The organism is Acidobacteriota bacterium (assembly GCA_029861955.1).
In the GTDB taxonomy this organism is placed as follows: domain Bacteria; phylum Acidobacteriota; class Polarisedimenticolia; order Polarisedimenticolales; family Polarisedimenticolaceae; genus JAOTYK01.
Genome location: JAOTYK010000002.1, coordinates 237282 through 259461, shown reverse-complemented (window position 1 = coordinate 259461; position 22180 = coordinate 237282). Strand labels below are relative to the sequence as shown.

Below are 22180 nucleotides of genomic sequence, written 5' to 3'. Positions count from 1 at the left end.
CCATCATTGTTGAAGTCACCCACCGCCACCCAGACAGGCTTGCGTCCTGCATCGAAGCGCTGCTCCGGGGCGAAGTTGCCGTCCCCCAGCCCCATCAACACCGAGACGCCATCGGACTGCCAGTTTGCGACGGCCAGGTCTTGCGTGCCGTCGTCGTCGAAGTCACCCACCGCGACCGAGCGTGGGTAATTCCCTGCGCCGAAGCGTTGTTCCGGCGCGAAACTTCCGTCGCCCAGGCCCAGCAGCACCGAAACGTCGTCCGAGTTGGCGTTGGTCACCGCGAGGTCCTGTGCGCCGTCGCCGTCGAAGTCGCCGACCGCCACCGAACGTGGGTCGCCGGCAGCGAAGCGTTGCTCCGGAGCGAAGCTTCCGTCGCCCAGACCCAGCAGCACCGAGAGGTCGTCCGTGCTGCTGTTGGCCACGACGAGATCCTGTACGCCGTCGCCATTGAAGTCACCTACCGCGACCGAGGTCGGGTTGAGCCCAACGTCGAAGCGCTGCTCCGGGGCGAAACTGCCGTCGCCAAGTCCCAGCAGCACCGAGACGTCGTCGGGGCCCCGATTCGGCGTGACGAGGTCCGCCACGCCGTCGCCGTCGAAGTCACCGATGACGACCGACTCCGGCAACTCCCCAACGCTGACCCGTTGCTCCGGGGCGAAGCTGCCGTTGCCCACGCCCAGCAGCACCGAGAGGTCGTCCGACGTCCAGTTCGCCACCACGAGGTCCTGGATGCCGTCGCCGTTGAGGTCACCGACCGCGACCGCCCACGACCGGTCTCCCGTGGGATAGCGTCCTCCCGGAAAGAGCACGCAGGCCTCCCGGCTCTGGGCGAACGCCGGCAACAGCAGCAGCGCGCAAAGGACGATCGGTTGAACCGCTCGGAGTGAGGGGTATGCAGTGAGAGTTCTGGAGATTAGAAACATCGGGACCGCCTCCTAACTTCAAGCGAGGCGCGAAAGGCGGCCCGGCAATTAGCCCCGGATGAAGGACCTGCCTCTTCGTCTCGCGGTCGACCAAGTCGCCGCCCAACTCACGAGGAGCAGAGGTCCGGCCAGTTGCAGATCCGGTCGCAAGCGACCGGGCCTGAACGCCAGGTAAGTGAGTCATGCTTACACAAGCCCGCAGGGGAGCGGCGTCGAAGCAAGAGACCGTAATCGTCCTGATTCTCCATAATCTTACCGAGCCGTCACGATCGTCACCCGATGCGGCCCGGTTCCCGGCGGCCATGTCCGGCCCCCTCCTTGCCAGCTAGCAAAAGATAGCTTATGCTATCTCTTAGGAGATCATCATGCCCCAGATTCAACTGGCAACCCGGATCGACGAAAACGTAAAGAAAGCCGTCGAGAAAATCTGCGAGGCCCGCGGGCTAAAGATGAACCGGTTCATCGAAGAGGCGCTGCTCGACAAACTCGAAGAACTTGAAGATGTCGAGGATCTCAAGGTCCTCTTGTGCGAGCCCACGCGCCCGTTGTCCGAAATCCTCAAAGATCTCAAACTCGATGGCAAACTTTAAGATCGAAGTTTCCGCCACGGCGGAAAAGCAGATCCGCAAGCTGGCCCAGGACGATCGGATCCGCGTGTTGCGTGCGATCCGGCCCCTGGCGAAGGAGCCACGCCCACCGGGCTCACGCAAGGTTCGTGGGTATGACGACGTGTTCCGCATCCGTGTCGGAACGCACCGAATCATCTACCGTGTCGTTGGACGACGACTCCTGATCATCATCCTGAAGATCGGGCATCGACGGGAGATCTACCGTTCGCTTCGGTAAGGACAGCGAACCCCGAATGACGGTTCCCCGGTCTGGGACCCACGGGTTATGAGTCCGCCGCTCTGGCCCCCCGGAAGTAACGCCGCCGAAAGTACAACGCGACGCTCACCAGCCCAAGCAGCACCGGGACCTCGACCAGCGGACCGATCACCGCCGCGAACGCGACACCGGATCCGATGCCGAAGACGGCGACGGCCACGGCGATCGCCAGCTCGAAGTTGTTGCTGGCCGCGGTGAACGACAGGGTCGTCGTCTTCGCGTAGTCGGCGCCGATCTTACGACCGAGCCAGAAGCTGACCAGGAACATCACCACGAAGTAGATGACCAGCGGGACGGCGATGCGCAGCACGTCCAGCGGGATGGCAACGATGCGTTCGCCCTTGAAGCTGAACATCACCAGGATCGTGAATAACAGGGCGATCAGCGTGATCGGGCTGATTCGCGGGATGAACACCCTGTGGTACCAGTCCTTGCCACGCAGCTTCACCAACACGAAGCGCGTGAGCATGCCCGCCAGGAACGGAATGCCGAGATAGATGAACACGCTTTCGGCGATCTGCCCCATGCTCACCGGAACCAGGCTGCCCTCCAGGCCGAACAGCGGTGGCAGGAACGTGATGAAGAACCAGGCATACAGGCTGAAGAACAGCACCTGGAAGATGCTGTTGAACGCGACCAGGCCGGCCGCGTACTCGGTGTCGCCCTCGGCGAGGTCGTTCCAGACGATGACCATCGCAATGCAGCGTGCAAGGCCGATCAGGATCAGCCCCGTCATGTACTCCGGGTAACCGCGCAGGAATACGATCGCCAGCGCGAACATCAGCGTCGGACCGATGACCCAGTTCTGGACCAGCGACAGGCCGAGCACCCTGCGGTTGCGGAAGACGTCGCCCAGTTCCTCGTACTTCACCTTGGCCAGCGGCGGGTACATCATCAGGATCAGCCCGATGGCGATCGGGATGTTGGTCGTGCCGACCTGTAAACCGTCGATGAACGACGAGACCTGAGGCGCGAGCGAGCCCAGGCCGACACCGATGGCCATGGCCATGAAGATCCAGACGGTCAGGTAACGGTCAAGGAACGAGAGTCCCTTGACGATTGTGCTCTTCATCGTTTCCTACTGCTTCGTGTAGGTCGCCTTCGCCGCGTCCAGGTAGGTCGTGCCGTCCAGGGACATCTCGTACTTCCAGTCGAAACCTTTCTCGGTGATGTTGTAGGTGGACAGCCGGGAGTGAATGGTCATGCCCCCCTGCAGGTCCTTGCCTGACACCACCAGGCTGCCGTCCTTGAAGTCGCCGGTGTAGTTCGAAATCCTGGCGCCCATGCTGTCGACCCAGATCATCTGCCACTTCTTGGTCTCGCGGTCGAAGCTGGTGAGGCCCATCCCGGTGAAATCCATGCCCATCATGTTGCCCTCGAACAGCATCTGCTGGGCACCGCCGCCGACGGTTGGACTCATCACTGCGGTGGCCTCGGTCTCGGTCCAGTCCGGACCCATGGGGTTCTCCTTGTAGAAGAACTTGACGGTGTAGGTGCCGTTCATGATCTCGAGTTCTTTCATCTCCGCCGGGGGGCCCATCGGGGGTGCGGCGGCCTCAGCAGTCTCGGCGGCTTCGGCAGCCTCGGCATGGGCGTGGCCTTCGTGGCTCTGGGCCCCTTCATGGTGGTCCGCGACGGCGGCCCCGAAACAAAGGGCTACGGCTGCAAGGGCGATCAATAACGGTTTCATCGGGGAATCCTCCAGGTGGGGGTTACGGAATCTGAGCGAACCGGCAGTATACAAAATCATCCGCCGTCGCTCACACTCGCCCGACCATCGAGATCGTGTTCAACACCGCATGCGCAATGATCAACGGCCACAGGTTGCGGCCCGAAAGCATGTAGGCCGCGCCCATGATCAGGCCGATCAGGCTGACCGTGATCGCCCCGGACCAACCGTGGGAGGGAAAATGGCGAAAACCGAAGAGCGCCGCCTGAGCCAGTACCGCAAGAATGGCGGCGATCGGTGTTCTGGAAAACAGGCGCTCGAACCAGTTCATCAGGAAGCCGCGATCCAGCAGTTCTTCCAGCATGGACTCCAGCCACACGAACGGGATGATCATAAAGAACAACGGCCAGTTGTCTTTCAGATTTCCGAACCGTGAGACCGCGCTCTCCGTCGACGTGTCCGGTGCAACGGCGAAGGGAAGTTGATCCTTGAGGATTTCAAAAACGATGATCGACGCGATCGTGGCGCCCAGGATCAGGCCGGAGACCAACAGGCACTTCACCCAGCTCTTCGGGTTGCATAGACCCAGATCTCGCCAGCGTACGCCGCGAACTCTCATGCGCCACGTTGCCAGCACGAGCGTGGTAAAGGACCAGAACAACCCGTTGGCAAGGAAGTGCGCGGATTCGAAGTAGATCTCCCGCACCAGGAACATCACCGAGATGTACAGCACAAGATCGAGCAGATAGCTGCTGGGTTTGTTCGACGACATCATGCCCGCGTGAGCAACGCCAACGCCTCGACCTGCCGCGTCTGCGGCATCATGTCAATCGGTTGCACCGACTGGATCGTGAACTTCTTCCGACGCAGGATCTCCAGATCTCGACAGAGCGTATCGGGGTCACACGATAGGTACGCGATCTTCTTGGTCGGGCAGCGCGCGATCGTCTCCAACACCGATTCCTCGGCGCCGGCCCGGGAGGGGTTCAACACGACGGCATCGGGAGCCGCGTCCTTCAACTTCGCCAACCCCCGCTCCACCGATACCGCCGAGACACGATAGTCGCCGAGCTTCCGCGCACGCATCGTCGCCTTGAGATCCGCGATGGCGCTACGGTTGCCTTCGGCGAAGAAGACTTCTTCAAACCCTTTGCGAAGTGCGAGACCGTGGGTCCCGACGCCGGAGTACAGATCCGCCAACATCTTCCCGCCGCCGAAGAACGTCTCCATCAGACGATGGATCTCGGGCAACAGCGCCAGGTTGACCTGGAAGAACGCGGCAGGGGAGACACGCAGTCGCAGGTCTGCGTGATCGACCCAGATCTCACGCTCGCCCCACAGCGGTTTCACGGAACCGCGGATCACCTGCGGCCCCTTGCTGGGATTGAGGTTGACCGAGATGCCGTCGATGGAAGGGCATTGTTTCCGCAGTCCGTCCAGCGGAAAGTTGGGCAGCTCCTTCGTGCGAAAGACGAGAGTCAGATGTTGACGCCCGGGGTCCGTTCCACAACGCACGTCGATGTGACGAAGCGAGCGTGGGACGCCGCGCGCGATCGCCAGAAACTTACGAATGCGTCGGGTCGTCTCCAGCAGCTCCGGGACCAGCACGCGACAGTCCGGTGCGTCGACGATCTCGCGGGTCTGGGAGCGGAAGTAGCCGAGCCGATTGCCACCCCGTTGTGACATGCCGACCGCCATCTTGGCCCGGTTCCGGTAGCGGTCGATCAGGGGCGAAGGCAGGCAAGGTAGCGTGCTCACATCGCGCAGCGAATCTAGCTTTCCGATCGCCTTCTTGAGGACGCCGCGTTTTTGCGTCAGCTGGTTGGAGTAGTCGACACCCAGGAGCGTGCAGGCGCCGCACTCGCGACCGTGGGGGCAGGTGATTGTCGAGTGGGTGGGCTCCATGACGGAGCCCACCATACTCGATCTACTCCTGTTCCACCTCTGGCTTGTCGGTGTTCCAGATGTCACGGTGAATCAGCCACTGGCCCTTGACCTTCTTTGAGACGTTCAGCCACTTGCCGGTCTGGATGACGTTGCCGTCACCGTCCATCAACTCGTAGCGGCCACGACCCCAGGCATGGTCACCGCTGGATTCGCCCTCGTCGAGAGTGATCTTGGCGCTTGCAGCGCCGGCCGCACGGGCGGCCTCGATGTTTTCGACGATCGCGTCCCGACCGGTGACGGCGGGCATCTGGTACGGCATTCGCACCGCGTCTTCGGTGTACCCGGCGGCGATCGCGGAGACGTCGCCACTGTTGAACGCTTTCGTCCAGACTTTGATTCGACCCGCGTTGTCCGAAGCATCCCCGGCGACGACGGGCGTCGTGACCAGAGCGGTCATCGCCACGAGCAGCATGATTCCCTTTACGATCTTCATGTTTCCCCTCCTGTTCCCCGTGCGGGGTGAGATCCGCCGATTATCCCACTACCAGGAGGAGAGCACCAAGTGGGCGATTACCTATATCAGCCACAGCACCAGATAGACCAGTCCGATGAGGGCGATGGCCCCACCGGCGATCTTGCCGCCCAAAAGTCCAAACGGCAGCACCTTTTCCAGCAGAACGAACAGCGTGATCCCGGCGATCCACAGCAAACTCATGACGCCACCGAAGAACAGCAAGGCCATCAGAATCCAGCAGCAACCCAGGCAGAACGCTCCGTGCTCCATTCCCATCCGCAACGCGCCGATCTTGCCCGGCTTCCAACTCTGCGAGATGAAGTGGGCCGGAGAACGGCAGTGTCTCAGACACGCATCCTTGAGCGGAGTCATCTGATAGAGACCGGCGACGATCAGGAGACTCGCGCCGATCCCGGGACTGGAGAGCACCATCATCGGGGAGAGAAGCGCCGCACGCTCCAGCCCCCACTGCGCCAACGTCGCGCCGACACTGAACAGGCTCCAGATCACGACGTAGCCTGTAACGAAGAACGCGGTCGGCGCCAACGTCGTTCCCTGACGTGCAGCTTTTCGTGCAATGGCCGCATAGATCAGCGACATCGGAACTGCCGTGGGGACCATCATCCCGATCATCATGATGACCCACATCAGCAGCATGTAGCCGAACTGAGCGGCGGTCCACGGCTTGAGCTCCATCATGTGGCCCATGGCCATCATGCGGTCCATGTCGTTCGCCATGTCGACGAGGTAGGCCCACGCAAGAATCGTGGTCGCGGCGAGCGCCGAGAGGATGACGACACGGTCGCGCAGGGGAAGCGACCGGATCAGAATGCGGTTCGTCGCTTCGGACATCCCTAACGGATCACGCCGTCCTGATTCATGTGTAGAAGATTGAACTGGGCGTAGCTGTCGTTCAGATCCAAATTGATGCCCGCCGTCACCTTGCAACTGGCGCTACCCACCTCCGCGTAGGTGTATTCAAACCCTTCCGGAAGATGAATCCGCGCCCGGGACGGTTCACCGGAGAACGGGTTTGTCATCGGGACTCCCTTCGCCTCTACCAGACCCGCGACCGAGATATGACCCTGGCGCGCGTCGACATCGATGGATAGATCGATCGGCGCGTACAACGGATCGAGAACCTCGGACATGGTGCTGTTGTAGACGAAGAAATGGGTGGCCCCGGGAGCGGTCGATTCGCCGTGGACAATCTTGCGGAGCGCCTCACGTTGTTCCGGCGTGGCACGCTCTTCGATGATGGCCTGCTGTTTGCCGTTCCCCGCCGCGATCTCACCTGGCCACTGGACGAGGAGAATCCAGTCCAGCCCGTCGAGGGAGATGTCATTGAAATACCCGTCGATAACGTGGCCACCGATAACGGCCTCACAGAAGCCGTGGGTCGTAGGCGCACTGAACTGGCACGGACATCCCTGGGCGCAGTTGCAGTTGCCGAACTCCATGCCGTTGATCATCCATTTGTCGGACATCGTTCTCTCCTCTTGACCGGTTCCAAGCTCAAACTATACGCGTACCACCGGACCGCGTCAGCCTAGTTATTAACCTGGAGACGCACCACCCTGGCCCATCCCGCCAGATCTTCTTTTCCGAAAAAAACAGCGAGGATCTGGGCGGGGCGCGCGTCATCGAGCGCCACAACGTCCGGTCGCGTCGTCGAAACGTTCCTGTCGAGGGAATCGACGCCGTTGCCGGTGATGATGACTTCGAACGGCTCGTCGGGTCGACCGTACTGCCAGGGGATCTCGATCGGCGTCGGCTCGACCACGTTTTTTCCGCTCTTGGATGAACGCCCGACGTAGACCAGGAGGTGTTCCTCGGTTCGCACAACGAGATCGGCGAGGTCATCCCCGGTCAGATCGTGCCCGTACTGCACGAAACTCCGATCTCCGTCTTTGGGATCCAACGTCGTCGTCCTGGGTGCGATGGAGAAGCCCCCGCCGGAATTCCGCAAGTACGCATCCAGTACCAGGCGACTCTTGCGCAAGCCCTTCCAGTAGCCGATGACAAGATCCTCCCTGCCATCTCCGTTGACATCGACCATCGTCGGCTCGCCCGGTTGCCAGAGGTTCATGCGTGACTCGACGGCAAACAGAGGAGGGCGACCGAGGCGGCTGCGATCGTGTTTCACGGGGAACAGCCGCAGACTCTTCTCACCGAACATGCTTAGCTTCTCAGCGGAACGTGTCGAGATAAGCATGTGCGGTTGCTCGTCGATCATCAGGTACGACTGCCCCATCACCTCCTCCGGCGCGGGCAGCCGACTCCAGGAGTCCAGGACGCTGGACGTTCCATCGGCGGCGACCTGAAGAAGCTGGGCCTGGACGCGTGTCTTGCCGTGAACTTCCGGAGTGGCGGCAAACAGCAATGCACCATCCTCTCGACGTTCGAGAAGTCGGGGGTGTGGACTGGAGAGAACCCAACCATCCGGCAGTCGATGGGACTTGATGGGGAGCGGAACCTCGGCGCTGCGCAACACGGCACCGTCCTGGCGTTCATAGATCTCCAGCTGACCCAGTTCGACGGCCACCAGGGGGCGGTCGTCGGGCTCGGCGGTGCCGAGGGTCGCCTCGAAGACTCTCGCGCGGCGAAGGGTTGTGTCGACGCTGGGTAGGGGACCCAGCCCCATGGCACCGCGAACGAGGGTTCGATCGTCGGTCAGGTAGAGGATCTCGTCGACGCCGTCCCCGTCGAGATCGTAGGTGTCGATACGTCGAACCGTCGAGGGGATGTCATCGTAGAGTTTCTCGATCCGACCGTCGCCTGACGGGCTGAATCGGTAGAGCGACCGCGTGTCCGTCGTCTCAGGGTCCGCGCAGGGTGGGATCGGCGATCCTTCTTCGAGTATGGGCTCGATCGCCGGGCCGACGAAGAGCAACAGCTCGTGTTCGGCGTGTCGGCGCTCGACGACGTGGTGGATGATGACGCCGGGGACCCTGGCCTCCACAACGACGTGGGAGACGCCCGGGGTGGCCGTGACCGTCGGTTCGTCGGCATGGATCCCGACGACCGCAACGACAAGCATGAGTAGGAACCCGGCAACTCTCATGGCTTATCTCCGCTGAGATAGAGGTCCACTCGAACGGGGGCGCTGGCATCGGGATCGGTCACGACGCCGGGACGAGTCACCCGGATGTCGGAGCGGCCGTCGCCGTCGAGATCCTCCACACGAACGAGATCGAGACTGGCCGGTTCATCCTCAAGGAGGATCGTCAGATCGGGACGGGTCGGGTAGACGCAGCCGGGTTGACCGCGATGCAGCGTCAGCGTCTTGCCTCGACCGAAGTGAGCGAAGTCCTGTCGACCGTCCCCGTCGAAGTCTCCCGCAAACTGGGCGAAACGACCGATGACGAGATTGTTGAGATTGAGCTTCAACTTCTCGGAGAGGTCGAGACCCGGCACGGCTTTGAACTGACCGGATTCATCCTGCGCATAGACATGAAAATCCAGACCGATGCTGATGCGCTTCGCGACCATCACCTTGAGAACCTGAAGTAGGGAGAAGTCCAGGGTCAACGTGACGAGATCCTTGCGACCGTCTCCATCGAGATCCTCAAAGAGATTGGCTCCCGCTCGCGAGACCTCGAACGAAGCATCGCCGGACGCCGTGTGACCCATGACCTCGGTCTCGAAGTACGGTTCCGCGGCAATCTTCAAGTCATCGGTCAGACGATGGAACCGATACGTCTGCAAGGGTCGTTTGGCGTCCTTCATCTCACTACGCATTCCGTCACCACGGTCCTTCAAGTCCGAGAGGATCGCCTCCGCTCGACCGTCGCCGTCCAGGTCCTCCAGCGCAACGAGGTTGACCGGCCACGGGCTTGCGTCCGTCTCGACCGCATCGAGACGGATGTCGGTCAGACGATCGTGGCAATCGGAGGCATCGACCCGGATCGGACGAAAGGAGCCCTCCTGCGAACCGAGCCAGACATGTTGGGTCGCCGGAGAGCCCTCGAGGGACGGCAGCACAAGATCCGGGAAACGATCGCCGTTGACGTGCCGGACATCCACCGTCGGGTATCGCAGCGAGGTGTGACGCATCGTGTGTCTCTCTGCGAGACCCAGATCGACGCGATCCGCGGCGTCTGTGTCGAGACCGTGACCGTTCCCAAGAAAGATGACGGGGCCGCGGGCGGTGGGAAAGAGTAGATCGGGAAACTCGTCGCCGTTCAGTTCAAACACCAATTGCAGGTCCGCATGAAAGTCGCCGGTGTTTGCCAGGACCGGTGTTTCGACGAGGACCGGCACCAACGAGAGTGCGGACGAGTCGCCCGCCGTCTCCAACTGTAGAGAGGACAACCCCGCATCCGTCAAGACCACGATGGGAAGCCCCGGCGGTCCCGCTTCCATGTGGAGCGCGTCGGAAGGCAATTGGAGGACCGCCGCCGACGAGTAACTGCCGTCCGTGTCCGCGAGGTAGACATGCACTTCCCGCCGATCGAAGACGGCGGGGATGATCGTGGTGACCGAGATCAGATCTTCGATGCGATCCTCGCTGACCTGTCCAACCTCGATGTAGGCGACCACAACCACCAGGTCCTGACGACCATCGTCGTTCAGGTCCGCCGGTAGGATCTTCGCAGGGGCGCCGGGCAGGTCGAGGACGGTGTGACGTAGGGTCAGCGTCTCTTTCGCCACGACCGCGTTACCCGGAAGGCATGCCAACGCCAGCATAATCGCCGTTAGACGCATCGATTCGCTCTCCTGGCCCCCGCCGGGTAAGACCCTACCACGGTCTAGACCCATCTCCGCCAACCGCCGGTTTGCGAGATCGGAAGCCAGGTGAGATGATCTCTAGACCTAGAATTCTCCGGAGGAATCGAAATGAAGCACGCGGTTCGCTTTCTGGCCTTGTTGGGTATTCTCGCGCTGGCATTCACCCCGGGTTTCTCCGGCGATGACGACGTCACCCTTGAGGGTGCATTTGTCTGGGCCCGTGACGATGGAAACCACGAGGGTGACCTGAAGGCCGTTCTCTCGCCGACCGGTGAGGGTGCCTGGGATATCTCGTTCTACTTTGACTGGGACGATGGTCCCCACATCTACACCGGAAGTTGCGCCGGCAGTCTCGACGGCGAGCTCAGCGGCGATATCGTCAGCGATGGTGACGGCGACATGAACTTCAAGTTCAGCGGCGCGTTCACCGACGGTACCTTCTCGGGGACCCACGGGTTTGTCGATGACGGCGAGGTCAAGGACGCCGGCACGTTGACCCTCTCGGCCAAGGCCAGCGAGTAAGACACACACTTCCCGCTCGTCGCGGTAAGTGCTTCGTCGTATAAGATAATGAGGCCCTCCTTCGGGGGGCCTCATCATTTATTGTCATGTCAAATATCGATACCCGACGCCGTCCTTTCGTCACCGCCGTCGCTCTTGGAGCCCTCGTCGTCATCGCGGCGGGTTGTTCGGAGCCGGCGCCGGCTGACTTGAACGACGCGCCCGACGCCAAGGCCAGACCCGGCCGACCCCAGATGTCGATACCCGACGTCTCTCTGGTCGACCGCGCCCGGGACTCGGGGCTCACGTTCACACAAGTCGCAGGCGACAAAGACAAGGGGCATCTGCCGGAGACCCTCGGCAGCGGAGTCGCCATCGCGGATTACGATCGTGACGGCGATCTGGATATCTACCTGGGAACCGGACAGCCTCGTGTGGACTGGCTCGCCGGCAAACGCCCACTGGCCAACGGTCTGTTCCGGAACAAGGGAGACGGATCGTTCGAGGAGGTCGGAGCCGCCGCCGGTGTCGATCTTCACGCCTGGACCCTTGGCACCTACTTCGTCGACTACGACGGCGACGATGACGAAGACCTGTTCCTTTCCAACTGGGGAGCCAACGTCCTCTACCGGAACGACGGAGACGGGACCTTCACCGACGTCAGCGTGGCATCCGGGATAGGAGCCGCCCAGAATCTGAGCGCCAGCGCCGCATTCGGCGATCTCGACGGAGATGGTGACCTCGATCTATGGGTCGCCAGCTATTGCGTCTACGACATGGCCAACCCGCCCGCCGACGGGCAATCGATGATTTGGCGGGGGATCGAGGTCTTCATGGGCCCCAGCGGCTACGAAGCGCAACGGGACGAGGTCTACGTTAACAACGGGGATGGGACGTTCACCGAAGTCTCCCGTCAGGCCGGCGTCGACGTTGACGAAGCCTACTTCGGGCTTGGCATCGTATTCAGCGACGTGGATCTCGACGGCGATCTCGACGTCTACGTTGCCAACGATTCTGTCGCTAACGGTCTCTGGGTCAATGATTCGACGGCCGAGGGCCTTCGGTTCCGTGATGCCGCGTTCGAGTCGGGTGTCGCCACCAACGAGAGTGCCGCCGAACAGGCGGGCATGGGTGTCGACGCGGCGGACTACGATGGCGACGGCGTGTTCGATCTGGTCGTCACCAACTTCTCTCACGACTTCAACACGCTCTATCAGAACCTTGGCGATCTTCTATTTCTTGACACGACGTTCGAAGCCGGCTTTAGCGACAGTTTCGCCAAACTCGCCTGGGGCGCGAAGTGGTTCGACTATGACAACGACGGCGCGCTGGATCTCGTGATCGCGGCCGGTCATACCTACCCTGCGATCGATGACCTGCCGCAGGTCGGTACGACCTACCATCAACAGAATATGCTCTATCGCAATCGGGGTGACGGCGCGTTCGACGAGATCGCGGGTCAAGCCGGCGACGGGATGGCGCTCGTCATGGGGAGTCGTGGGATCGCCGTGGCGGACATCGACGAGGACGGCGATCTCGATATGGTCGTCACGAACATCGACGACATGCCGACACTGCTGATCAACGAGGGTGGAAATCAGGCCGGACATTGGCTGCGCATCCGATTGCAGGGGGGCGACGCCAATCGCGCCGGAATCGGGGCTCGCGTAGAACTCGAGTCCGGTGGGCGACGGTGGGTCCGCGAGATGAACCCGTTCGGATCCTATCTCTCCGGAAGCGAGGCGGTCATCCATGTCGGTGTGGGGGATGTGACTTCCGTCGAGCGACTGACGGTCCACTGGCCGTCGGGGCATGTGGATACCCATGAGGCGGTCGCCGTCGACCAGACATTGACGCTGAGCGAAGGTGCATCGTGATACGTCGTGGCACAATCGTGCTTGCCGTTGCCCTCGCGCTGACCGGAACGATCTGGGCGGAGACGCCCGACGAAATCTACCGAGAGGCGGCCACGAAGTTCCACTCGCTCTACGGTGGGGGACGCTATCCGGACGCGCTGGTGCAGGCGAAAATCGCGCTACAGGCCGCGCCTCGCCGGGAGGATCCGTACATCTGGGTTAGCAAACTCAGCACCCAACTCGCTCAGGATGATGCGGCGATTCGGTTGTTCGGGGAACTCGCGTCAAAGAACCCGAAGATGACCTGGCCCTGGTACTACAAGGGGTTCAACGAGTTTCACATCAGTCGCTTCGAGGACGCCGTCGAATCGTTCACACGGGCAACCACGGCGGACCCCCGTCACGCGCCGTCGTTCCACCGGCTTGGAATGATTCGCGTCATCCAGGGTAAGTTCCCCGAGGCGCGGACAACTTTCGAGCGTGCGTTCACGTTGGACCCGACGTCTCAGGATACGGCGGCAGAGTTGGCCGACGTGCAACGGATCACCGGAGACTACGCGGCCGCAAATCGCACCGCTGAGGTTGCGTTGCGGCACCATCCCAAGTCGGCGCGTCTCCAGATGATTCGCGGTCGATTACTGACTCGCGACGCCGACATCACCAAGGCCGAACCGTTCCTGCGACGGGCCATCGAGCTCGACCCTAAACAACGCGAAGCCCATCAAGAACTGGCGCGGTTGTTGATGCGGACGGATCGACGAGAGGAAGGGCGCCGTCATCTGACGATTGCCAAAAGATTGAAAGACTACGAGTCCTACGAGCGGGGTATCAAACGACTGACCGCCCGCGTCGCCACTTCACGCGACGCCGGTCTGCCGATGCTTTTGGCCGAAGTCGAATTGACCCGAGGCGGTTACAGCGAGGCCTTGGGTTGGTTCCAGCGAGCGCAACAGCTGGGACTGGCGAACACCCGGGTCGCCTCGGGAATTGCGGAAGCCGCGTTCCGTGCGGGCAACGTCGAGCTCGGCGAACGGGCATTGCGACCGATCGCAAAGTCCAGCAGTGGGCGGGTCGATCTGGCACGGGCGGCCAGAGCGTTGGTCGGCGGAGATCACGACGCGGCGATCGCCCACACACGCAAGGCGATCGAGCGCGGTCCCATCGAGCGTGAGTTTCTCCGTCGCTGTGCCTCGACCCTGGAGGCGGCCGGCCAAATTGACGAGGCGGAGAAACTGTTCGCAACCGCCAAAAACTCCCCTGAACTGTCGTCCAACCCGGATCGCCGCCCGTAGCCATCGACGCCGTTGGGCAATTCGCGAATGGGTGGCCCGTGCCCGAGTGGGCCCCCTGACCGGCGATCAGTGAGTCGGGTCCGTCGTCCACCTCGGCACACGCCCCGGCGTCCACGGCGCACCGGCTGCCTCGGCCCGTCGTTCCAGATCGGTTAGATCGTTCTCGATCAGGTCGGTGAATCCGGGCAGCCAGCCGGCAAACCCCTTAGCCGCGATCCGGAAGTTCTCTCGATGGGTTCCCGTCGGTGCCGAGGTTGAAGTCCAGCTACCTTCGACGATGTCGGAGACTCGACCGACCCACGTCGTGGGTGTCGGCTCGTTGCGCCGACGGATCGTGGCGTCGCCTTCGAGTGCAAGACGAAGATCGGCGAGTCGCGTCCTGAGAACACGTACCTCCTCGGCCAGTCCGTTGTCCGTGCCCGGAGTGTCGTCGATCGCTGCCAGTAGGTACTTCACGCGTTGGGCGGCTTCGCCGGCGACCCGCTGCGCACCCAGGACGGCACGCTGGAGCGACGCGACCTGTGCCTGGAATGCCAGGGTCGTCTTCCGATCCGCCGGTTTCAGCGATCCGAGGTGGAACGGGATGACGGCGAACTGCCCCGTCGGTCCCAGATCGACCTGAACATCGTCGACACGTTTGGATAACGTGACCGTATAGTCGCCCGGTGCCGCAAGCGGCCCACTGGGTGGCGTGAAGAACGCATTGTCGTCGGGCCACGGTTCAAGACGCGTGGGGCTTGACGCCGGGTATCGAAGATCCCAGGCCACCCGATGGATGCCCTCGCCCACCGGTCCACGCAGGCGACGCACGACGTTGCCGGCCTCGTCACGCACGGTTAGCAGGATCGTCGGCGCTTCTTCTCGATCCTCGGCCCGTAGCGCATCCCAGTCCGGATAGCCGATGGCTTCGCCCGCATCGCCCTTCTCTTTCTCAGAGTGTTGCCGGAATTCCTTGCGTGACCGGAGGGTCTCCTTGAGACGGTAAGTGAAGATGGCACCGAATGGCGGATTGGGCGCGATGTAGAAACTGTCTCCCTGCATCGAGCGGCCGGGAAGACCCAACGGCATCGTCTCGATATAGGCGGCGGCGTCGCGCGTCGGGAACAAGACGGCCTCTTTCTCCAGGGTCGCCTCGTCGATCCCACGCAGAGCGCTGTAATCATCCAGGACGTAGAACCCGCGCCCGAACGTCCCGAGCACGAGGTCGCTCTCGCGGCGTTGGATCGCCAGATCTCGGACGGCGATCGTCGGGACTCCACCTTTAAGTTGAGTCCACGTTCCGCCGGCGTCGGCCGTGAAGAACACGCCGAACTCCGTACCGACGAACAGTAGCTTCGAGTCGACGTGATCCTGAACGATCATGTGGGCGTGGCCACGCTCGGGCAGGTTGGCTGCGATCGACGACCACGACTTGCCGCGGTCATGGCTGACGATGACGTAGGGGCGGAAGTCGCCGGACTTGTGATTGTCCAGGGTGGCGTACACCGTGCGTTCGTCATGCAACGACGCCGTGAGCGATGTGACATAGCTGGAATCCGGGACGCCACGGATCGTCGCAACCTTCTTCCACTGGCTGCCCGCATCGTCGCTGATCTGAATCAAACCGTCGTCGGTTCCCGCGTAGAGGAGCCCTTCGACAAGCGGCGACTCGTCCAGAGAGACGATGTTCCCGTAGTACGAGGTCGAAGCATTTTTGGCGACCGCATCGACGCTCCACACCTTTCCCATCACCTCGAGGGAATTGCGATCGGTCTGACGGGTCAGATCCGGGCTGACCGGACGCCAGTTGTCGCCACGGTCGTCCGAACGGTAGATCCGCTGCGACGCGTAGTACAGACGCTTGTGATCGTGCGGGCTGATGAGCAGGGGAGAGGACCAGTTCCAGCGTGATCCCGGTTCGCCTTCCTCGGTCTGGGGTTGGATGCCCGTCGCCTCGCCACTTCTACGGTCATAACGGATCAGTCCGCCGTTCTGCCACTGCGAGTAGAGGACGTCGGCGTCGGTGGGGTCGACCTGAGTCTCGAAGCCGTCGCCCATCACGGTCACGAACCATTCGCGATTGGAGATGCCGCCCAGGTTGGCAGTTCGCGAGGGTCCTCCGAGGGTCGCGTTGTCCTGCGTGCCGCCGTAGATGTTGTAGAACGGCGAATCGTTGTCGACCGTCACCTTGTAGAACTGGGTGATCGGCAGGTTGTCGAAGAAGCCCCAGGTCGCGCCGCGATCGAAAGTCTCGTAGACGCCGCCGTCGCAGCCCGCGATCATGTGGCGTGTGTCTTGGGGGTCGATCCACAGCGCGTGGTTGTCGACGTGTTTCCACTTCTCACCCACCGCACGAAAATTCTTGCCACCGTCCTCACTGATCTGCATCCAGGTGTCCATCGAGTAAACCATGGACGGATCCGACGGGTCGACGATCAGCTCGTTGTAATACTGCGGGCTTCCGCTCATGTACCCGCCGCGCTTCTCCCAGGTGACACCGAAGTTCGTCGACCGGAAGACACCGCCGGCGTCTCCCTGGGCCTCGGCGATGGCGTAGACGACATCGGGGTTTGACGGGGCAACGGCGAGGCCGATCCGGCCCATCTCCCTGGACGGGAGCCCGGTCTCGATTCGATTCCAGGTCTCGCCGGCGTCGGTCGAGCGCCAGAGTCCCGATCCCGGTCCGCCGTTGATCAACGTCCAGGTTCGTCGTCTTCGCTGATACGAACTGGCCAACATGTGGTCCGGGTTTCGGGGATCGATGACCACGTCGTTGACACCGGTGTGCTCGTCGATCTCCAGCACGGCGCGCCAGTTGGCACCGCCGTCCGTCGTCTTGTAGAGACCGCGATCGCCTCCCGAGCGCCACAACGGCCCCTGGGCCGCGACGAAGACGGTCTCCGAGTCCCGTGGGTCGATGACGATCTTGCCGATGTGTTCGGAGTCTGCGAGACCGACGTTGTTCCAGCTCTTGCCGCCATCGCTCGAGCGGTAGACCCCGTCCCCGTAGGCGACGCTGCGTTGGCTGTTGTTCTCGCCGGTGCCGACCCAGATCGTATGCGGATCATTGGGGTCGAGGCTGACGCAGCCGACGGAAAACGAGGACTGCCCATCGAAGACCGGTGTCCATGTCGTGCCGGCATTCTCCGTAATCCAAACACCTCCCGCAGCGACACCGACGATCCAGCGACTGTTGTCGGTGGGGTCGACGACCAGATCCGTCACGCGGCCTGACGCCAGGGCGGGTCCAATGCTGCGGAATGCCAGACCCTCGAAGGCCTCGGGGGGCAGCGCCGCGGTAACGGTCACGGCCATGACCAGCAGCAGGAAAATGGGAGCCAGCGGTAACAGGCGTTTCATCGGATCTCCTTCCGGTGCGTGGGGTGCGGTCCGCATTCTAGTCCGAGGGGCCGGTCATCGCCGCCCAATCTGGGCGCAATCCACCGTCTCTGTGTACAATCCCCGGCCTCATGGTCAACATCCGTAACTTCTGCATCATCGCCCACATCGACCACGGCAAGTCGACGCTGGCGGATCGCATCATCCAGTTCTGTGGAGGTGTGGAGGACCGCAAGTTTCGCGATCAGATCCTCGATTCGATGGATCTCGAGCGTGAACGCGGCATCACGATCAAGAGCAACACCGTCACGTTGGACTACACCGCCAAGGACGGAGAGCAGTACCTCCTGAATCTGATTGACACTCCGGGGCATGTCGACTTCTCGCACGAGGTTCGGCGGTCGTTGATGTCGTGCGACGGCGCCCTGATCATTATTGATGCCTCTCAGGGTGTCGAGGCGCAGACGGTGGCCAATCTTTATCTGGCCCTGGAGTTCGACCTCGAGATGGTGCCCGTCATCAACAAGATCGATCTGCCGGCGGCGGATCCCGAACGGGCCCGAGAAGAGATCGACGCGGAGTTGGGGTTGGACCCGTTCGAGGCGGTGCTCTGTTCCGCCAAGGACGGCACCGGTATCGAGGATGTGGTCGAGGCGGTGGTCAACAAGCTTCCCGGTCCCGAGATGAATGTCGATGCACCCACGCGGGCGATGGTCTTCGATGCGCAGTACGACGCCTACCGGGGAGTCGTCCTCATCATGCGTGTGCACGAAGGACTGCTGAAGGCCGGTGACAGCGTCTTGCTGATGCACAGTGGCAAGCAGTACAACATCGAGGAAGTTGGACATCTGCGGCTGAACCGCACGAAGACGAAAGAGCTGAAAGCCGGCGAGGTCGGCTATATCCTGGCCGGTATCAAGACGGTGCGCGATGTGACCATCGGCGACACGCTCACAGTCGCGGAACGGCCGGCCTCCGAACCGCTTCCCGGGTACAAGGAGGCGAAGCCGGTCGTCTTCTCATCCATCTATCCGATGTCGACCGACGATTATCAGGAGTTGACCAAGGCGCTCGACAAGTTGGCCCTCAACGATGCGGCCTTGACCTACGAGAAGGATTCGTCGGCGGCTCTCGGCTTCGGCTACCGCTGTGGCTTCCTCGGTCTCCTCCATCTGGAAGTGATTCAGGAGCGTCTTTCACGAGAGTACGACCTCTCGCTCTTGCTCTCGGCTCCGTCCGTGAAGTATCGGGTGCACCTGAACAAGGGCGAGACGGTCAACGTCGATAATCCAAGTTATTACCCGGATCCAAGTACCATCGAGGGGGCGGACGAACCCTACATCAAGGGCTCGGTCATGATCCCCGAGCGATACATCGGCACGGTGATGGAGCTCTGCCGCGAGCGCCGCGGTGTAGAGATCAAATTCAACTATCTGTCCGCCGGTCGCGTGGAGTTGACGGCGGAGCTGCCGCTGTCCGAGGTGCTGTACGACTTCTACGACAAGTTGAAGTCGATCACCCAGGGCTACGGCAGCTTCGACTATGAACTGTTGGATTACCGACCGACGATCCTGGCGAAGGTCGATATCCTCGTCAACGGCGAGCCGGTCGATGCTCTGGCGCAACTCGTCCATCGTGATCGCGCGCGGACCCGTGCGCTTCATTACTGTGATCGACTTGCGGAAGAGATACCCAAACAGCAGTTCAAGATCGCCATTCAGGGGGCGATCGGCGGATCGGTGATCGCCAGATCCAACATCGCGGCTCTGCGAAAGGATGTCACCGCCAAGTGTTACGGAGGCGATATCACGCGTAAGCGAAAACTCCTGGAAAAACAGAAGAAGGGTAAGGAGCGGATGAAGACCGTCGGCTCTGTCGATATCCCGCAGTCCGCCTTCGTCGCCGTTCTCAAGACGGACAGTAGCAAATCTTGAACCCACCGCCCGGTGGTCTCTACATCCATGTTCCGTTCTGTGCCCGCATCTGTCCGTATTGCGACTTCGCCGTACGTAAGGGCGACACCGACGAGAAACAGGGCTACGTTCGATCGTTGCTTGCGGAGATCGATCTCTGGGCCGGCGAGTTCGAGACCCTCGATACGATCTATTTCGGCGGTGGAACGCCATCGTCCCTGACGCCATCGCAGCTGGCCACGATCGTCGATGCCCTGCGCGCATCGTTCACGTTTGCAGAGGACACCCGCGTGTTCCTCGAGGCCAACCCGGAGGACGTCACGGCGGAATCCGCACGGCAGTGGCGTGATCTGGGTGTGGCGACCCTCAGCCTGGGAGTCCAGTCGTTGGCCGACGAGGGTCTTCAGATGTTGGGGCGGGTCCACACTGTCGAACAACTCAAGAACGCCGTGACCCACGCCAGGGACGCCGCATTTCCGACCCTATCGATCGACCTGATCTACGGTCGGCCCGGCCAGACTCTCGACGGCTGGCGTGGAGAGATGCGTCACGCCCTGGACCTGAGACCGGATCACGTCTCGGCGTACCAGCTGACGATCCATCCGCGAACTCGCTTCGGGGCGCTATCGGCACGAGGTCGGTTGGTCCCGTTGTCCGAGACGAGTCAGGGGGAGTTCTTCCGGGCGACCCACCAAACGATGAGTTTGGCGGGGATGGAGCCCTACGAGGTATCGCAGTTTGCAAGCGGGGAACCGCATCACTCTCGGCACAACACCAAGTACTGGCGCGGGATCCGCTACCTGGGTCTCGGGCCATCGGCCCATTCGTTCGTTGGAGAGCGACGTTGGTGGAATCACCGCAAGCTGAAGGACTGGCAAGCGGTCATCGCCACCGGCAAGCGGCCCGTCGATGGGCAAGAGACGTTGACGGTCGAGCAGCAGATCCTCGAGCGACTGATGATCGGCTTCCGTACCGTGGAAGGGGTCGACGCCGGCGCGATCCGAGACCGCTTCGGTGTCGATCTGGGTCAGGGCAACCAGGAGCTCCTCGAAGGTTGGCAGCAACAGCAATTGGTGACGGTCTCTGGAGATCACTGGCGACCGACGCTGGAGGGGCTGGCGATCGCAGATACCCTCGCGGCGGGTGTCCGCTACGCGTCGCCGACCGGATAAACCCGACTTCGCTTGCCCCGTGCCGAGTGCGGCGGGTAGTATCGGGCGCCCACAGTCACGGATCCACCTCAAATCCGGAGGACGATACCCATGGATGTTGAACACACCGCGCTGATTACCAACGACGCGGTGGTCCTCGGTCTGCTGGCCGTGATCCTGGGTGCGATCTTCTGGAGTGCGCACAGCCCAAGGGCGGGATTTCGGAAATTCTACAAGTACGTTCCCGCGCTTCTCCTCTGTTACTTCATTCCCTCGATCTTCAATTCCCTGGGCGTCATCGACGGCGAGCATTCGAAGCTGTACTTCGTCTCATCGCGATACTTGCTTCCAACCACGCTGGTCCTGTTGACGTTGAGTATCGACCTGAAGGCGATTCTGCGATTGGGTCCCAAGGCATTGACGATGTTCTTCACAGGAACCGTCGGTATCGTCATCGGTGGTCCACTGGCCATCCTGATCACCTCGATGTTTGCGCCGGAACTCGTCGGCGGCAACGGTCCCGATGCGGTCTGGCGTGGCATGACGACTGTGGCGGGCAGCTGGATCGGCGGCGGCGCCAACCAGGCGGCAATGCGAGAGATCTTCGAAGTCGGTCAGGATATGTTTTCGGTGATGGTTACGATCGATATTCTGGTGGCGAACGTCTGGATGGCGGTGCTTCTGTTTCTGGCCGGTAGGGCAAAAGAAATCGACAGACGACTCGGAGCCGACGCGACTGCGATCGATGAATTGAAGGACAAGGTCGTCGCGATGGAAGCGAAGCATGCCCGGATTCCATCGTTGCCGGACATCATGTTGATTCTCGCCGTCGGGTTTGGCGCGACGGGGATAGCCCATGTGGTGGCCGACGTGGTGGCCCCCGCGTTCGATCGCCTGAATCCGAACTTGAGTCGCTTTAGTCTTACCAGCGGGTTCTTCTGGCTTGTAGTGAGCGCGACGGTTTTTGGCGTTGGGCTTTCGTTTACTCGAGCCCGACAGCTCGAATGGGTCGGAGCGTCCAAGATCGGCTCTGCGATGCTCTATATCCTGGTTGCCAGTATCGGAATGGAGATGAACGTCGTTGCTCTCAGAGACAGCCCCGGGTTGTTCGTGGTGGGCGCTATCTGGATGGCGTTTCATGCGTCATCCATGATCCTCGTGGCATACCTGATAAAGGCGCCGCTATTCTTCATGGCTGTCGGAAGCCAGGCGAACGTCGGAGGCGCAGCCAGCGCACCGGTCGTTGCCAGCGCGTTTCACCCCGCGCTCGCACCGGTGGGCGTGTTGCTTGCGGTTCTGGGCTACACAGTCGGCACAGGCGCCGCATGGTTGTGTGGGATGCTCATGCAGGCGGCGGCCGGAGGGTAGACGATGGAACTCGACCCGGCACTGCGGACCGCGACGATTCTGGATACCGGAGGAAAAGAGATCCGCCTCGCCAGTCTGTGGGCTGACCGCCCGGCGATCCTGGTCTTCCTGAGACACTTCGGCTGACTGTTTTGCCGCGAGCAGGTTGCTCGCTTCGAATCCGTTCGGTCGG

General features: G+C 61.8%; 20 protein-coding genes. 9 read left to right on the top strand and 11 right to left on the bottom strand.

Features of this window, described 5'->3' with window-relative positions; genetic code table 11:
• The coding region (locus tag OES25_02085; protein ID MDH3626431.1) for a VCBS repeat-containing protein at nt 1-923 on the bottom strand (923 nt) is incomplete at its 3' end.
• A gap of 365 nt (nt 924-1288) precedes the next feature.
• Here OES25_02085 and OES25_02080 point away from each other — a divergent pair.
• Together OES25_02080 and OES25_02075 are read left to right on the top strand one after the other, a co-directional pair.
• A complete protein-coding gene (locus tag OES25_02080; protein ID MDH3626430.1) occupies nt 1289-1513 on the top strand; it encodes a hypothetical protein in 225 nt (74 codons plus the stop codon).
• Entirely contained in the window at nt 1500-1769 is a 270-nt protein-coding gene (locus tag OES25_02075; GenBank protein ID MDH3626429.1) for a type II toxin-antitoxin system RelE/ParE family toxin, read from the top strand. Before OES25_02080 ends, OES25_02075 begins: the two co-directional genes overlap by 14 nt.
• Before the next feature lie 46 nt (nt 1770-1815).
• On the opposite strand, the gene arsB is transcribed toward OES25_02075, so the two are convergent.
• From arsB to OES25_02030, 9 genes are all read right to left on the bottom strand, one after another.
• The gene (gene arsB / locus OES25_02070) at nt 1816-2880 is read right to left on the bottom strand and encodes an ACR3 family arsenite efflux transporter (GenBank protein ID MDH3626428.1); all 1065 of its coding nucleotides are present in this window, start codon (nt 2878-2880) and stop codon (nt 1816-1818) included.
• Nucleotides 2881-2886: 6 nt separating this feature from the next.
• Nucleotides 2887-3498, bottom strand: a complete 612-nt coding sequence (locus OES25_02065; protein MDH3626427.1) for a DUF1579 domain-containing protein — start codon at nt 3496-3498, stop codon at nt 2887-2889.
• Between the two features lie 70 nt (nt 3499-3568).
• Nucleotides 3569-4252 carry a CPBP family intramembrane metalloprotease gene (locus OES25_02060; GenBank protein ID MDH3626426.1) on the bottom strand — a complete coding sequence of 228 codons (684 nt, stop codon included), beginning with the start codon at nt 4250-4252 and terminating at the stop codon, nt 3569-3571.
• Nucleotides 4249-5397: a 23S rRNA (uracil(1939)-C(5))-methyltransferase RlmD gene (gene rlmD, locus OES25_02055; GenBank protein MDH3626425.1), complete on the bottom strand. Its 1149-nt coding sequence runs from the start codon at nt 5395-5397 to the stop codon at nt 4249-4251. The genes OES25_02060 and rlmD overlap by 4 nt, the downstream gene beginning before the upstream one ends.
• A gap of 7 nt (nt 5398-5404) precedes the next feature.
• Nucleotides 5405-5857, bottom strand: coding sequence for a DUF4440 domain-containing protein (locus OES25_02050; protein ID MDH3626424.1), 453 nt, complete (start codon nt 5855-5857; stop codon nt 5405-5407).
• 81 nt (nt 5858-5938) lie between these two features.
• Complete coding sequence (locus tag OES25_02045; protein ID MDH3626423.1) at nt 5939-6730, bottom strand: DUF2182 domain-containing protein; 792 nt, start codon at nt 6728-6730, stop codon at nt 5939-5941.
• A 2-nt stretch (nt 6731-6732) separates the two neighbouring features.
• Nucleotides 6733-7365 carry a DUF1326 domain-containing protein gene (locus tag OES25_02040; protein ID MDH3626422.1) on the bottom strand — a complete coding sequence of 211 codons (633 nt, stop codon included), beginning with the start codon at nt 7363-7365 and terminating at the stop codon, nt 6733-6735.
• 62 nt (nt 7366-7427) lie between these two features.
• On the bottom strand, nt 7428-8942 hold the full coding sequence (locus tag OES25_02035; protein MDH3626421.1) for a VCBS repeat-containing protein: 1515 nt from the start codon (nt 8940-8942) through the stop codon (nt 7428-7430).
• Nucleotides 8939-10585, bottom strand: coding sequence for a hypothetical protein (locus OES25_02030; GenBank protein ID MDH3626420.1), 1647 nt, complete (start codon nt 10583-10585; stop codon nt 8939-8941). Before OES25_02030 ends, OES25_02035 begins: the two co-directional genes overlap by 4 nt.
• 132 nt (nt 10586-10717) lie before the next feature.
• Between OES25_02030 and OES25_02025 the strand changes: the two genes are divergently transcribed.
• From OES25_02025 to OES25_02015, 3 genes are all read left to right on the top strand, one after another.
• Nucleotides 10718-11131, top strand: a complete 414-nt coding sequence (locus OES25_02025; GenBank protein ID MDH3626419.1) for a hypothetical protein — start codon at nt 10718-10720, stop codon at nt 11129-11131.
• Nucleotides 11132-11217: 86 nt separating this feature from the next.
• Entirely contained in the window at nt 11218-12987 is a 1770-nt protein-coding gene (locus tag OES25_02020) for a CRTAC1 family protein (protein ID MDH3626418.1), read from the top strand.
• The gene (locus tag OES25_02015) at nt 12984-14258 is read left to right on the top strand and encodes a tetratricopeptide repeat protein (protein ID MDH3626417.1); all 1275 of its coding nucleotides are present in this window, start codon (nt 12984-12986) and stop codon (nt 14256-14258) included. Before OES25_02020 ends, OES25_02015 begins: the two co-directional genes overlap by 4 nt.
• A 66-nt stretch (nt 14259-14324) precedes the next feature.
• Here OES25_02015 and OES25_02010 read toward each other — a convergent pair whose 3' ends face one another.
• The gene (locus tag OES25_02010) at nt 14325-17597 is read right to left on the bottom strand and encodes a glycosyl hydrolase (protein ID MDH3626416.1); all 3273 of its coding nucleotides are present in this window, start codon (nt 17595-17597) and stop codon (nt 14325-14327) included.
• A gap of 110 nt (nt 17598-17707) precedes the next feature.
• Between OES25_02010 and lepA the strand changes: the two genes are divergently transcribed.
• The 4 genes from lepA (at nt 17708) to OES25_01990 (ending at nt 22134) form a co-directional block, all read left to right on the top strand.
• Nucleotides 17708-19510, top strand: coding sequence for a translation elongation factor 4 (gene lepA / locus OES25_02005; protein MDH3626415.1), 1803 nt, complete (start codon nt 17708-17710; stop codon nt 19508-19510).
• Nucleotides 19507-20661, top strand: a complete 1155-nt coding sequence (hemW, locus tag OES25_02000; GenBank protein ID MDH3626414.1) for a radical SAM family heme chaperone HemW — start codon at nt 19507-19509, stop codon at nt 20659-20661. The genes lepA and hemW overlap by 4 nt, the downstream gene beginning before the upstream one ends.
• 90 nt (nt 20662-20751) lie before the next feature.
• The gene (locus OES25_01995) at nt 20752-22008 is read left to right on the top strand and encodes a DUF819 family protein (protein MDH3626413.1); all 1257 of its coding nucleotides are present in this window, start codon (nt 20752-20754) and stop codon (nt 22006-22008) included.
• A gap of 3 nt (nt 22009-22011) precedes the next feature.
• Entirely contained in the window at nt 22012-22134 is a 123-nt protein-coding gene (locus tag OES25_01990) for a hypothetical protein (GenBank protein ID MDH3626412.1), read from the top strand.
• Nucleotides 22135-22180 lie beyond the last annotated feature (46 nt).

Coding starts and splice junctions, on each gene's coding strand:
- OES25_02080 (MDH3626430.1), top strand. CDS start 1,289: ATGCCCCAGATTCAACTGGCAACCCGGATCGACGAAAACGTAAAGAAA.
- OES25_02075 (MDH3626429.1), top strand. CDS start 1,500: ATGGCAAACTTTAAGATCGAAGTTTCCGCCACGGCGGAAAAGCAGATC.
- arsB (MDH3626428.1), bottom strand. CDS start 2,880: ATGAAGAGCACAATCGTCAAGGGACTCTCGTTCCTTGACCGTTACCTG.
- OES25_02065 (MDH3626427.1), bottom strand. CDS start 3,498: ATGAAACCGTTATTGATCGCCCTTGCAGCCGTAGCCCTTTGTTTCGGG.
- OES25_02060 (MDH3626426.1), bottom strand. CDS start 4,252: ATGATGTCGTCGAACAAACCCAGCAGCTATCTGCTCGATCTTGTGCTG.
- rlmD (MDH3626425.1), bottom strand. CDS start 5,397: ATGGTGGGCTCCGTCATGGAGCCCACCCACTCGACAATCACCTGCCCC.
- OES25_02050 (MDH3626424.1), bottom strand. CDS start 5,857: ATGAAGATCGTAAAGGGAATCATGCTGCTCGTGGCGATGACCGCTCTG.
- OES25_02045 (MDH3626423.1), bottom strand. CDS start 6,730: ATGTCCGAAGCGACGAACCGCATTCTGATCCGGTCGCTTCCCCTGCGC.
- OES25_02040 (MDH3626422.1), bottom strand. CDS start 7,365: ATGTCCGACAAATGGATGATCAACGGCATGGAGTTCGGCAACTGCAAC.
- OES25_02035 (MDH3626421.1), bottom strand. CDS start 8,942: ATGAGAGTTGCCGGGTTCCTACTCATGCTTGTCGTTGCGGTCGTCGGG.
- OES25_02030 (MDH3626420.1), bottom strand. CDS start 10,585: ATGCGTCTAACGGCGATTATGCTGGCGTTGGCATGCCTTCCGGGTAAC.
- OES25_02025 (MDH3626419.1), top strand. CDS start 10,718: ATGAAGCACGCGGTTCGCTTTCTGGCCTTGTTGGGTATTCTCGCGCTG.
- OES25_02020 (MDH3626418.1), top strand. CDS start 11,218: ATGTCAAATATCGATACCCGACGCCGTCCTTTCGTCACCGCCGTCGCT.
- OES25_02010 (MDH3626416.1), bottom strand. CDS start 17,597: ATGAAACGCCTGTTACCGCTGGCTCCCATTTTCCTGCTGCTGGTCATG.
- lepA (MDH3626415.1), top strand. CDS start 17,708: ATGGTCAACATCCGTAACTTCTGCATCATCGCCCACATCGACCACGGC.
- OES25_01995 (MDH3626413.1), top strand. CDS start 20,752: ATGGATGTTGAACACACCGCGCTGATTACCAACGACGCGGTGGTCCTC.
- OES25_01990 (MDH3626412.1), top strand. CDS start 22,012: ATGGAACTCGACCCGGCACTGCGGACCGCGACGATTCTGGATACCGGA.